This window comes from Streptomyces sp. NPDC044002 (assembly GCF_056434525.1).
Window position 1 is genome coordinate 235,240 of record NZ_JBWKEZ010000003.1, and the last position, 11,533, is coordinate 246,772.

General features: G+C 76.1%; 11 protein-coding genes. 4 read left to right on the forward strand and 7 right to left on the reverse strand.

Going from position 1 to position 11,533, the window contains the following annotated elements; all coding sequences use genetic code 11:
- The first annotated feature begins 103 nt into the window (after window positions 1-103).
- Window positions 104-853: an ABC transporter ATP-binding protein gene (locus AC07A6_RS04150; protein ID WP_362467844.1), complete on the forward strand. Its 750-nt coding sequence runs from the start codon at window positions 104-106 to the stop codon at window positions 851-853.
- Here the strand turns inward: AC07A6_RS04150 and AC07A6_RS04155 are convergent.
- Complete coding sequence (locus tag AC07A6_RS04155; RefSeq protein WP_478775988.1) at window positions 747-1,160, reverse strand: STAS domain-containing protein; 414 nt, start codon at window positions 1,158-1,160, stop codon at window positions 747-749. The two genes, AC07A6_RS04150 and AC07A6_RS04155, sit on opposite strands and share 107 nt — an antisense overlap.
- Before the next feature lie 113 nt (window positions 1,161-1,273).
- Between AC07A6_RS04155 and AC07A6_RS04160 the strand changes: the two genes are divergently transcribed.
- The gene (locus tag AC07A6_RS04160) at window positions 1,274-2,299 is read left to right on the forward strand and encodes a hypothetical protein (protein WP_478775989.1); all 1,026 of its coding nucleotides are present in this window, start codon (window positions 1,274-1,276) and stop codon (window positions 2,297-2,299) included.
- Window positions 2,300-2,410: 111 nt separating this feature from the next.
- Here AC07A6_RS04160 and AC07A6_RS04165 read toward each other — a convergent pair whose 3' ends face one another.
- Window positions 2,411-4,708, reverse strand: a complete 2,298-nt coding sequence (locus AC07A6_RS04165; RefSeq protein ID WP_478775990.1) for an ABC transporter permease — start codon at window positions 4,706-4,708, stop codon at window positions 2,411-2,413.
- Window positions 4,705-5,568: an ABC transporter ATP-binding protein gene (locus tag AC07A6_RS04170; protein ID WP_478775991.1), complete on the reverse strand. Its 864-nt coding sequence runs from the start codon at window positions 5,566-5,568 to the stop codon at window positions 4,705-4,707. The genes AC07A6_RS04165 and AC07A6_RS04170 overlap by 4 nt, the downstream gene beginning before the upstream one ends.
- A 177-nt stretch (window positions 5,569-5,745) precedes the next feature.
- Here AC07A6_RS04170 and AC07A6_RS04175 point away from each other — a divergent pair, with 177 nt between their 5' ends.
- Together AC07A6_RS04175 and AC07A6_RS04180 are read left to right on the forward strand one after the other, a co-directional pair.
- Window positions 5,746-6,576 (forward strand): sensor histidine kinase, encoded by an 831-nt coding sequence (locus AC07A6_RS04175; protein ID WP_478775992.1) that lies wholly within the window; start codon window positions 5,746-5,748, stop codon window positions 6,574-6,576.
- Complete coding sequence (locus tag AC07A6_RS04180; RefSeq protein WP_362470723.1) at window positions 6,573-7,253, forward strand: response regulator transcription factor; 681 nt, start codon at window positions 6,573-6,575, stop codon at window positions 7,251-7,253. Before AC07A6_RS04175 ends, AC07A6_RS04180 begins: the two co-directional genes overlap by 4 nt.
- Here the strand turns inward: AC07A6_RS04180 and AC07A6_RS04185 are convergent.
- Genes AC07A6_RS04185 through AC07A6_RS04200 form a run of 4 tightly spaced genes read right to left on the reverse strand, consistent with a single transcriptional unit; the run spans window position 7,234 to window position 11,374 of the window.
- Window positions 7,234-7,902: an HAD family hydrolase gene (locus tag AC07A6_RS04185; RefSeq protein ID WP_478775993.1), complete on the reverse strand. Its 669-nt coding sequence runs from the start codon at window positions 7,900-7,902 to the stop codon at window positions 7,234-7,236. The genes AC07A6_RS04180 and AC07A6_RS04185 overlap by 20 nt on opposite strands.
- Before the next feature lie 51 nt (window positions 7,903-7,953).
- A complete protein-coding gene (locus AC07A6_RS04190; protein ID WP_478775994.1) occupies window positions 7,954-8,979 on the reverse strand; it encodes a hypothetical protein in 1,026 nt (341 codons plus the stop codon).
- A gap of 59 nt (window positions 8,980-9,038) precedes the next feature.
- Window positions 9,039-10,628: a hypothetical protein gene (locus AC07A6_RS04195; protein ID WP_478775995.1), complete on the reverse strand. Its 1,590-nt coding sequence runs from the start codon at window positions 10,626-10,628 to the stop codon at window positions 9,039-9,041.
- Window positions 10,625-11,374 (reverse strand): GntR family transcriptional regulator, encoded by a 750-nt coding sequence (locus AC07A6_RS04200; protein WP_478775996.1) that lies wholly within the window; start codon window positions 11,372-11,374, stop codon window positions 10,625-10,627. Before AC07A6_RS04200 ends, AC07A6_RS04195 begins: the two co-directional genes overlap by 4 nt.
- Window positions 11,375-11,533 lie beyond the last annotated feature (159 nt).

The following is an 11,533-nucleotide window of genomic DNA, read 5'->3' on the forward strand; positions in this document are numbered from 1 at the left end:
CAGATTCGGTCCGCAAGAGGAAGGTACTTGCGTGATTGATGTGACAGATGAGCAAATTCGGACGCGAAGGTAGCGAACAGCGCCGGCCGAGGGGGAGCCCACCATGACGCAGCAACCGGACCGACAGCCCGCGGCGGAGGGCGCCGGCCCCGCGGACGCCGCACCGCCCATGATGGCCGTGCGCGACCTGCGCCGGAGCTTCGGCACGGGGGCGAACGCCGTACACGCCCTGCGCGGGGTGTCGTTCGAGGCGCGGCGCGGCGAACTCACCGCGCTCAAGGGCCGGTCGGGCTCCGGCAAGACCACCCTGCTCAACCTGGTCGGCGGCCTCGACACCCCGAGCGGCGGAACCGTCGAACTCGACGGCACCGACCTCGCCACCCTCGACGAGAACGGCCTCCTCGCGCTGCGCCGCGACCGGATCGGCTTCGTGTTCCAGTCGTTCGGACTGATACCGGTGCTCACCGCCGCCGAGAACGTCGGCGTCCCCCTGCGCATGCGCAAGGTCCCGGCAGCGCAGCGCGAGGAGCGCGTCCGCACCCTGCTGGCCCTGGTCGGCCTCGCCGAACACGCCGAACAGCGCCCCGGGGAGCTCTCCGGCGGTCAGCAGCAGCGCGTCGCCCTGGCCCGTGCGCTCGCCAACGAACCCGCCCTGATCATCGCCGACGAGCCCACCGGCCAGCTGGACTCCGAGACGGGCCGCTCCATCATGCGGCTGCTGCGCGCGGTCGTCCGCAGCGAGGGCGTCACGGCCCTGGTCGCCACCCACGATCCGCAGCTGATGGAACTCGCCGACCGGGTGGTCGAGTTGCGCGACGGCCGGATCGTCGAGCCGGCCGCGGCGGACCGCTGACCGGCGGCAGCGGGGCCCGCACCCGGTCCCAGAGCGCCAGCAGCAGGCGCACCGACCGCGAGGCGGCGGCCAGCTCCCAGCGGCGGCCGCCGCGGGACCACCGCTCCAGGACGTCCAGCAGGGCCGAGTCGCAGAACTCGACCTCCGCCGCGTCGAGGACCAGGAGCCGGACGCCGAGGGCGGCGGCCCCGTCGAGGAGGTCGCGCAGCGGGGCGCAGCTGTAGTGGTCGAACTCCCCGGCCAGGCTGACGGAGAGGACCCCGTCGCGGACCGTGGAGCGGATGCGGGGGAGCGGCGGGCCGTTCACGCCCCTCCAACGGGCCGCGCCCGGCACGGGAACCGGCGGCCCGGCGCCATTCACCCGCGTGGCCGTGGGGCGCGGGCGCCCCGGGCGGGCGGCCATGGCGGACAGTGGGGCGCGTGGATGCCGATGCGGAACTGGATCTGGACGAGATCGTCGACGCGCTGTACCTGCCCCACCCGGCCTCCTTCACGGCGGCGCGGGACGAGGCCGCGGCCCGGGTGAAGGAGGCCGGCGACCCGGCGGCGGCCAAGCGGATCGCGGCCCTGCGGCGGCCGACCCTCGCGGCCTGGGCGTCCAACACGCTGGTACGGGCCAAACCGGACGAGACGCAGCAGTTCCTCCAGCTCGGGCAGACCCTGCGGGCGGCGCACCGCTCCCTGGACGGGGAACGGCTGCGGGACCTCTCGCACCAGCAGCACGTAGTGATCGGGGCGCTCGCGCGGGAGGCCGCACGGCTGGCCGAGGAGGCGGGGACGCCGGTCTCCGAGGCGGTGGTGCGGGAGCTGGAGCAGATCCTGCACGCCGTCCTCGCCGACCCGGACGCGGCCCGGGAGTGGGCCTCGGGCCGGCTGGTACGGGCCCCCGCGCCGGTGTCGGAGTTCCCGGCGGTCGACCCGGACGCGGCACTGCCGCCCCCCGTCCCCCCGACCCGGCCCGGACGGGAGCCCGAACCGGAACCCGGAGCGGAACCGGTACCGGAGTCCGGACGGGAGCCCGGACCGGAGCGCGGACCAGAGTCCGGACGGGAGTCCGGATCGGAACCCGGACCGGGGCCGGAGCCGGGGCCCGGCGCACCCGGCCCGGCCGCGCCGCCCGCGCCCGAGCCCCTCGTCGACCCCGCCCGCGCGGCCCGGCTCGCCGCGGCCCGGGCGGCCGCCGAGGACGCGGCCTGGGCCGTCTCCGCCCGCGAGGAGGAGCTGCGCCTGGCGGAGGAGGCCCGGCAGCACGCCGTGGCCCGCGCGGCCGACGCCGACGCCGCTGTCGAGCGCCTGCTGGGGGAGGCCGAACAGGCCCGGGCCGCGCGGGACATGGCGTACGCGGCGGTGTCCGAGGCGGAGGCCCGCCACCGCGAGGCCGACCGCGCGGCCCGAGCGGCCCGCCTCGCGGCAGCGGCCGCCCAGCGCCGCCTGCGCCGGTTCTAGGGGGTGTCCGCGAAGTGGCGCCGTCCGCCCGGACGCCGCGGGGCTGGGGCACCTCCCAGCGGTAGCCGGGGGAGCCACTTCGCGGACACCCCCTGGGACGGCCCCGGCGGGTCACTCGGTGTGCAGGGCCGCCGCGATCGTGGTCCGGGCTGCCGCACGGGCCGGAAGGAGCGCACCGAGTACGGCGATCGCCACACCCGCCAGCAGGAGCCCGGCCAGCTGCGGCGCGTGCCACACGTCCTTCATCCGCCCGGTGAAGGCGACCACGCCGACGTGGTCGACGACCAGCCGGTGGGCCGCGATCCCGAGCGGGATCCCGAGGAGCCCGCCCGCCGTGCCCAGGCCCGCCACCGAGGTCACCGTCATCACCACCACCTGCCGCGGGGTCATGCCGATCGACTTCATCGTCCCGAGGTCCCGGCGGCGCCCCCGGGTGTTCAGCAGCACGGTGTTGAACACCCCCAGCGAGGCCACGGCCGTCAGCAGCACCGTGAACACCGAGGAGAAGGCGACGACCGTGCCGGTGCCGGCGTTCGCGCCGCCCAGGACCCGGACCTCCAGCCCCGGGTCCAGCGCTTCCACCGCCTCGGCGTAGGCCCGCGGGTCGGAGCCGGGGGCGAGGCGGACCGCGTACTCGGTGGCGCGCAGGTCCGGGGCCAGCAGGTCGCGGGTCCCCCAGGTGGCCTCCAGCGCACGGGCGTTGCCCTCGACCAGCATCCCCACGACGGTCGCCGGCAGCCGCCGGCCTTCCAGCTCCAGCGTGACCCGGGAGCCGACCTCCAGCCCCCGCTGCCGGAGGAACGAGGGCCCGGCGACGACCTCGCCCGCCGCCCGCGGCGCCCGGCCCCGGGCGATCTCGTCCTCGTACACGGAGTCGTCCCCCCGGTAGAAGTCGGCGAACACCGGCTGGCTCTGGCCCACCAGGCCCGCCTGGGAGAGCGCGCGGGCCCGTACGGCCTCGGCACCGGGCAGTTCCCCGAGCCGCCGTTCGAGTTCCTCGTCCCCCAGCGGACGGACGCCCGGACCGCCGGCCGACACCTGGACGGTGGGGCCCGCTCCCGGCCGGCCGGCGCCGTCGAAGGCCAGCATGGTGCCGGTCAGCCCGGTGGCGAGGGTCACCGTGGTGACACCCAGGACGATGGCGGCCAGCGTCAGCAGGGACCGGCCGGGCCGGGCGAAGGGCTGGCCGAGGCCCATGCTGACCGCGCGCGGCAGCCGGGTGCCGGCGAGCAGCCGCTGTACGCGCCGGCCGCGCCCGGTGCGGGGCGCGCCGCCCGCGCTGATCGCCCGGGCGGCCGGCAGCCGGTGCGCGCGCAGCGCCGGGACCAGGGCGGCCAGCAGTACGAGCGCGGGTACGCCCAGCAGGCACACGACGGACACCCAGGCTTCGACCTCGCCGGTCATCGCCCGGCCCGTCTCGATGCCCGTGAAGGCCACCTTCAGGACGGGGCCCGTGAGCAGGTTGCCGGCCACCGTGCCGAGCACCGACCCCGCGGCCGCCGGCACGGCCAGCATCGTCAGGTACACGGCTACGACCTGGTTCGGGGTGAAGCCCAGCGCCTTGAGCACTCCGATGTGGCGGAAGCCCGAGACCACCGCGCCGCTGACCACGTTGCCGACGATCAGTACGGACACCAGCAGACCGAGGACGCCGAAGAGGGTCATGAAGGGGAGGTAGGAGTCGGCCATCGCCGAGAAGGCCCGTTCGAGCGCGAAGTACGTCTGGACGCCGGTCGCCGCGTCCCGCGGCAGCTCCCGCGTGGCCGTCTCCAGCCGCTCGCCGAGCCGGTCCTCGGTGGAGGCGTCCGTGAAGCGGTACAGCATCTGGGCGGCGGACGGGTGCAGCGCCGCCACCTGCGCCGGCGTCACCCAGGCGCTCGCCGACCGGCTGACGCTGTTGGCGAAGCCGACGACCCTCAGGGTGCCCGCTCCGGGCACCTCCAGGCTGCTGCCCAGGAGTCCGGGCCCGGGGCTGCCGCGGCCGGGCCAGTTGACGACGATCTCGCCGGGCGCGGTGGCCCAGCGGCCCTCCAGCAGTTCGAGCCGGTCGACCGGGCCGCCGGGGTCGGGGCGGCCCACCACGGTGAGGCTGCCGCCGGGCATCCAGAGCCAGTCCCGGGGGACGGCGACCACGGCCTGTCCGAAGGGGCCGGCGGCGGCCGCGACACCCGGCTGCCCGGCGGTCCGGGCGAGCCGGTCGTCCGTGGTCCTCGCGGGGTCGAAGGAGACCACGGCATGGGCGCCCCGCTGTCCCTCGAAGGCCTTCTCGAACGGGCCGGAGGTGACGGAGAGCAGGGCGAGAGCGAGCAGGACGGTGGTGGTGGAGCACAGGACCACCAGCCCGATGACGAAGGTCTGGACCCTGCGCCGCTTCACGGCGGCGCGCGAGGCCCGCCACACGGCCCTCATGCGGAACGCCCCGGGTTCCGGCGGGCCCGGTACGCCCCGTGGGCCCCGTGCGCCCCGTGCGCCTCGTGGGTCTCGTGCACCTCGTGGGTCTCGTGCACCTCGTGGGTCTCGTGCACCTCGTGCGCCCCGTGGGTCTCGTGGCCCGTGGCGTCGAGGGCCCGCTCCCGGGCGACGCGGCCGTCGGCGACCTCGACGAGGCGGCCCGCGCACCGGTCCGCCAGCCGGGGATCGTGGGTGACGATCAGCAGGGTCTGGCCGATCTGGTTCAGATCGATCAGCAGGTCCATCACCTGTTCCCCGGCGCGGCTGTCGAGGGCGCCGGTCGGCTCGTCCGCCAGCAGCAGGGCCGGCCGGTTCATCAGGGCCCGGGCCACGGCGACCCGCTGGCGCTCGCCACCGCTGAGGGTGGCCGGGTAGTGGTTCCGGCGGTCCGCGATGCCGAGTTCGTCGAGGAGCTCCAGGGCCCGGCGGCGGGCCTGCCGGGCCGGGGCGCCGGTCAGCTGGGCGGCCAGGGCGACGTTGTCCAGGGCGGGGAGGTCGTCGATGAGGTTGAAGAACTGGAAGACCATGCCGACGCTGCGCCGGCGGAACAGGGCCAGCCCGGTCTCGGACAGGCTCCCGAGGTCCTGCCCGTGCACCTCGACGCGGCCGGCGGTGGGCCGGTCCAGGCCGGCCACCAGGTTCAGGAGCGTGGACTTCCCGCAGCCCGAGGGACCCATCACGGCGACCGCCTCCCCCTTGCGGACCTCCAGGGACAGCCCGTCGAGGGCCTTGGTGTCGCCGTACTCCTTGTGCACGCCGTCCAGACGGACGACGACCTGCCGGTCCGCATGCCGGTCCGCGTCGTGATCGATTGTCATGTCACGAACCTAGAAGGCGTCCCGTGGGCCGGACGTCACCCCCCGGATGTAGACCCGGGGCGGGGTCATCCCGGGGATGTACGCGGGAGGGGAGCTCCGGGGAGTGATGCGTACTACGGCCGCGGCCTGCGAAGCTTGTGGGGATGGATCTTGGTGAGCCGGGGGTGGGTGGCAGAAATGGGATGGGCGACGGGCGGTGCCGTGGGCACCGCGTGCGCGGCGGCCGTGGCCGCGCTCTGGCTGGGGGTCGCGCTGGCGCGTGAGCGGCGCGCGCACCGGGAGGCGCTGGGGGAGCGGCGCTGGCTGCTGGAGCGGGAGCGGGAGAGCGCGGCCCGCGGCGCGGTCGACGCGGAGCGGGCCAGGATAGCGGCGGAACTGCACGACATCGTCAGCCACAACGTGAGCCTGATGATCGTTCAGGCCGGGGCCGCCCGCGAGGTGCTCGCGACGATGCCCGAGGAGGCGGCGGCCGCAATGGGAGCCGTGGAGAGCGCCGGACGGACCACGATGACCGAGCTGCGCAACCTGCTCGGCCTCCTCGCGCCCGCCCAGGACGGCAAGGACGAACCCTACGGCGGCGCCGCGGAACTGACCCCGCAGCCGAGCCTTGACGGGCTGAGCCGGCTGATCGACAAGATGGTCTTCGCCGGACTGCCGGTGGAGGTACGAATATCCGGCGAGCCGCGCCCGTTGCCCGCCGGGATCGACGTGACGGCGTACCGGATCATCCAGGAAGCACTGACGAACGCGCTCAGACACGGCGACGGCGCGGGCGCCGAGGTGACGGTGCGGTACGCGGACAAGGCCCTGCGGGTGGAGGTGCTCAACGGCGGCGCGAGCGTGCTGACCGGAGACCGGCCCGCGCCGCGCGGCTCCGGCGAGGGCACGGGCCGCGGGCTGACCGGCCTGCGCGAGCGCGTCGCCGTCTACGGCGGCGACCTCGACGCCCGCCGCCGCCTCGGCGGAGGATACCGGGTGCGGGCCCGGCTCCCCCTGGACCGGCCGTGACGGCGCCCCGGCCCGAACCCCGGGTCCTGATCGCCGACGACCAGGAACTCGTGCGCACCGGGTTCCGGCTGATCCTGACGGCCCGTGGGATCGAGGTCGCCGGGGTGGCCGCCGACGGGGTGGAGGCGGTCTCGATGGCGCGGGCCCTGCGCCCCGACGTGGTCCTCCTCGACATCCGCATGCCGCGCATGGACGGGCTGGCGGCCGCCCGGCGGATCCTCGCCGAGCTGCCGGAGTGCCGGGTGATCATGCTGACCACCTTCGACCTCGACCAGTACGTCTACGCCGCCCTCGCCGCCGGAGCCAGCGGCTTCCTGCTCAAGGACGTCACCCCCGAGCACCTGGCCGCCGCCGTACGCCTGGTGGACACCGGGGACGCCCTCCTCGCGCCCTCCATCACCCGCCGCCTGGTCGAACGCTGCGCCCAGCCCGCCGCAGCCTCCGCACCCCCGGCCCCGCACCGCGACCTGGCCGCGCTGACCCCGCGCGAGCGGGAGGTCCTGACCCTGATGGGCCAGGGCCTGTCCAACGCCGAACTGGCGCGGGAGCTGACGCTCAGCGAAGCCACGGTCAAGACGCACGTGGCCCGGATCTTCGCCAAGCTGTCCCTGCGCGACCGCGCCCAGGCGGTGGTACTCGCCTACGAGACGGGCCTGGTCACGCCGGGCGGTCGGTGAGGGAGCCCGAAGCGAAGGCGAGGATGTCACCGACCGCTTCGCGCAAGGTGCCGAAGTGGCGGTGCACGCCGTCCACCGCGGTGACGGCGTTGACTCCCCACACCGTCATCCCGGCACGCAGCCCGGCCTGCACCCCGGCCGGGGCGTCCTCGATGACCAGGCAGTCCTCCGGCCGGGCACCGAGCCGCGCGGCGGCCCGCAGGTACGGCACCGGCGACGGTTTGCCCTCCTCCACGGCGGCCGCGTCCACCACGACCTCCGGGACCGGCAGGCCCGTCCGCGCGAAACGGCCGCGCACCCGGTGCTCGTAGTTCGACGTCACCAGTGCCCAGCTCCCGGGCCGCAGGGCGGCGAGCAGTTCCGGGCCCCCGTCGAAGGCCCCGTAGGCGCCGGTGCGGACGTCCTCGTCCTCCAGCGCGTGCAGCGCGGCGAGGCACTCCTGGGGGTCCCGGTCCGGAGCGACCTGCGCGAAGGTCTCCACCGGCCGGGTGCGCAGCGCCACCCGGTGGACCTCGTCGGGGTCCAGGCCGTACCGCTGCGCCCACGTCCGCCAGACCAGGCGCTGATTGTCCAGGGCGTCGATCAAGGTGCCGTCGACGTCGAACAGGACGTACTTCGCCGTACCGGACGGGCGGGGTTCACTGATCATGTACCGATCATGCCATCAGGCCCTGAACGGGCGGTTCGCGGTGGGCCGGCGCTACCGCATCGGCTGACCCGCCGGCCCGGGCGGCGCCGTCGGGGCCGGGGGCTGGGCCGGGATGCCGGCGCGGGGGGCCGCACGGCCGGCCACCGGCATCAGCTGGCCGGTCGCCGCGAGGGCGAGGCGGGAGAACAGGGTGCCCGAGAAGCCGAACAGGAGGGCGATCGCCAGGGCGATCGGCCGGGCGGGCGCCCCCCAGGAGTTGTCCAGGAACACCTGGCCCAGCAGGTTCAGCTCGGGGTCGGCGAGCATCCGCACCAGCAGCAGCCCGCCCGGCGCGGCCAGCGCACCGCCGACCGGCGCCAGCACGAGGACGCCCCAGGACGCGGGCCGCTGCGCCCGCATCACACCGATCAGCGGTGACAGGAACCCGCCCAGCCCGCCGAGGAGCAGCGACAGGCGGTGGTCGAGCACCAGGCCGATCAGCAGGACCGCGCCGAGGCCGGTGAGCGCCAGCCACAGGGCGATCCGCTGGAGCTCGTACTCCCGCTCGAAGGCTTCGTCCTCCTGCCGGGACAGCTGCTCGGTGACGGCGATCAGCAGGGCCCGCTCGGCGGCGGGGTCGCCGTGGCGGGGTGTCAGCTCCGCCGCGAGGGAGCCGAGTTCCGGGTCGTGGCCGGAGGTGAGCCGCAGCCGCAGGGCGTGGACCCGCAGGGCGATCTCCTCGGGCCCCTCCAGCCGCAGCAGCTGGCTCTCGGCCTCGTGCAGCACCCGCCAGGCGGAGGCGAGTTTGGAGAGCGGGATGGCGACCACCCAGCGCCGGGGGAGCAGCCGCCAGGCGACCTGCCCGTTCCGTTCGAGCCGGTCCAGCCGTTCGGTGACCGCCCCGAGGGCGGCGGACTCGCCGGCCGGCCCGGCCGCGCACACGGCGATCCGGGCGCGGCAGTCGTGGATGCGCGCCTGGAGCATGCGGTAGCGGGGAGCGGCGATCAGACCCCGGCTGGTGATGTACACCACCACCAGGTAGCACCCGCAGACCAGCCACAGCGCCCAGCGCCCCTCCCGGACGAGGTACTCCGCCACGCCGTCCCCCCTTCGCCGCCCGGGCCGTTGCCCACGGCCACCGGCCCGGGACCATCCTGCTACGCGCGGCGGGGTCCTGTCAGAGGTTCCGGCCCGGCGGGCGCGTGGAGTGCGGCCAGCTCCCGCATCACCCGTACCGGCAGCGAGGGGTGCGCGGCAGCGGCCCGGGCCACCCCGGGACCCGGGTCGTCCAGCAGGGTGAGCAGGTCCGCGAGGGCCAGCGCCGGGTGCCCGGCGGCCCGGGCCCGGGCCTTCGCGTCGGTCAGGCAGCCCCGCAACGCGGCGGCCGTGGCGCGGGGATGCCCGGCGACGGCCCGCAACACCCGTACCGGCACCGGGTCGTGCCGCACGAGTTCCTCCAGCAGGTCCGGCGGGGCGTCGGGATTGGCCGCCAGCTCCGCGAGGACCCGTACGCCGTGCCGTGCGGCCATCGCGCGCAGCAGCTCGGGGGCCAGGCCGGGGTGGGCGGCGACGGCGCCCGCCACCTTCTGGTCCGGATCGGCGGCGAGGGCGTCGCGCACCCCGGGCGGCAGGTCCCGCCGCCAGGCCACCAGCCTGCGCACGCCCGGGTGTACGGATCCCGCCAGTTCCCCGGCCTCGGCGGCCGTGGCGGAGGCGATCCGGGGCAGCGGCTCCCGTCCGGCCCGGAGCGTACCGGCCAGGCCGGCGAGCACGTCCAGCGGCAGCCGGGGGTGCCGGGCCAGGCCGCGCAGCACCTCCGGCTCCCCGGTGGCGGCCAGTTCCCGGATCAGGGCCTCGCCGATGGAGGGGTTGGCGGCGACGTCCCAGCGGACTCCGGGGACCTCGTCGCGCGCCAGCCGCGCGTACACCTCGGGCGGCAGACCGGTGCGCCGGGCCACGGCACCGCGCAGCAGGGACGAGGGGTCGGCGGCGAAGCCGGCCGCCGCCCCGGCGGGGGTGGCCGGGTTGTCGAGGGCCGCCCAGCGCGTGTCGTGCAGCGTGGACTGGTGGGAGCCGTCGCAGGCGGCGCCGCCGGGCAGGTCGCAGTCGGTGCGGGGGCAGTGCGGGTCGTGGACGAACGGGACCGGCTCACGGTCGCAGACCTGGCACGAGACGGCCGCCGGCAGCCCCTCCCCGGTGAGCAGGGCGGCGAGCAGCGCCGGGGGCATCGCCGGGTTGGCGGCGGCCGCGCAGCGCACCCCGGCGTGCGGGTGCGAGGCGAGGAGCGCCGCGAGCCCGGGGTCCGGGGAGCCCCACCGCGCCAGCTCCGCCACCACCTCCGGCTCGGGGTCGGCGGCCAGCACCGCCGTCACCTCGGGCGGCAGGCCGGGACAGGCCGCGAGCTTCTCCCGCAGGGCGGGGTCCGGATGCCCGGCGAGGAGCCGCGGCCACCCGGGCAGGCCCCGGCCCTCGTCGATCAGGGCGACCGCGGCCAGAGGCCGGACCGCCGGGTCGACGTCGGCGGCGTCCAGCCGGCCCCTGTAGGCCAGGGAGACGGCGGTGGCCGCGTCGTGCGCGGCCAGGGCGAGGACCTGGTCACGGCTCAGGTCCTCGCGGTCGCGCAGGTCCAGCCACAGCGGCTCCTCCCCGCCGGTTCCGGGGGAGCGCACGGCGAGGCGGACCAGCCGGGCCAGCAGGTCGGGCGGCAGGGCCGGGTTGGCGGCCAGACCCTCCAGGACGGCGTTCACCGGTCACCGGCCGGGTGGCGCTCCAAGGGGGTTGCTACCGACGAGTTGCTCACACTGAAGGTGACGCTTCCCGCTCGGTAGCGGTCGTCGGACCATTCGATGGGCCGCCCCGTGCGGGTGGCCGAGACATGGCGCTGGCGCAGCAGCGGGCTGCCGCGCCGGATCTCCAGCAGGCGGGCGTCCTCGCTGCCGGCCGGGAGGGCGTCGATGAGGTGCTCGCCGTAGTGGGCGGTGATCCCGGCGTCCGCCGCCAGGCTGTCCATCACCGAGCGGCAGTCCGCCGGGAGGGCCTCGACGGCCGCCGCGACCCAGTCGGCGTACGCCGTCCGCTCCACCATCGTGGGCTCCCCGTCCAGCAGCCGCAGCCGCAGCACGGCCAGCACCTCCGTGCCCGGTGCCAGGGCGAGCCGTTCCGCCTCCTCCGCCGTGGCCGGCCGCCGGGTCCGGGACAGGAACCGGCTGCGGGCCTCGTGCCCGACCCCCTCGGCCCACTGCGCGAAGCTGTTCAGCTCCCCGAAGCTGTGCCGGCGCTCGTGGCGCAGGACGATCCTGCGGGCGCCCTGGCTGGAGCCGATCAGCCCCTCGGCGGCGAGGGTCGCCACGGCCTGGCGGACCGTGCCGCGCGAGACCGACCAGCGGGCCGCGAGGTCGCTCTCCGAGGGCAGCCGGGCGCCCACCGGGTACTCGCCGGACAGGATCGCCGCCCGCAGGGCCTGCGCGATCTCCAGATACCGGACCGTTCCCATGCCGTTCGCCCCCTGATCGCCGTGTGCTCCTGATCGACTCATGATCATCCCAGCAGGTTCTGTCACGACTTCTTCCGGCCATTCTCGGGTCTTCGTCGAGCCGTGCTCCGCGGTCCAGCCGCCGTTCACCGGCCGTACAGGCGGCCCGGGCGAACTGGA

Coding starts and splice junctions, on each gene's coding strand:
- AC07A6_RS04175 (WP_478775992.1), top strand. CDS start 5,746: ATGGGATGGGCGACGGGCGGTGCCGTGGGCACCGCGTGCGCGGCGGCC.
- AC07A6_RS04185 (WP_478775993.1), bottom strand. CDS start 7,902: ATGATCAGTGAACCCCGCCCGTCCGGTACGGCGAAGTACGTCCTGTTC.
- AC07A6_RS04150 (WP_362467844.1), top strand. CDS start 104: ATGACGCAGCAACCGGACCGACAGCCCGCGGCGGAGGGCGCCGGCCCC.
- AC07A6_RS04200 (WP_478775996.1), bottom strand. CDS start 11,374: ATGGGAACGGTCCGGTATCTGGAGATCGCGCAGGCCCTGCGGGCGGCG.
- AC07A6_RS04165 (WP_478775990.1), bottom strand. CDS start 4,708: ATGAGGGCCGTGTGGCGGGCCTCGCGCGCCGCCGTGAAGCGGCGCAGG.
- AC07A6_RS04170 (WP_478775991.1), bottom strand. CDS start 5,568: ATGACAATCGATCACGACGCGGACCGGCATGCGGACCGGCAGGTCGTC.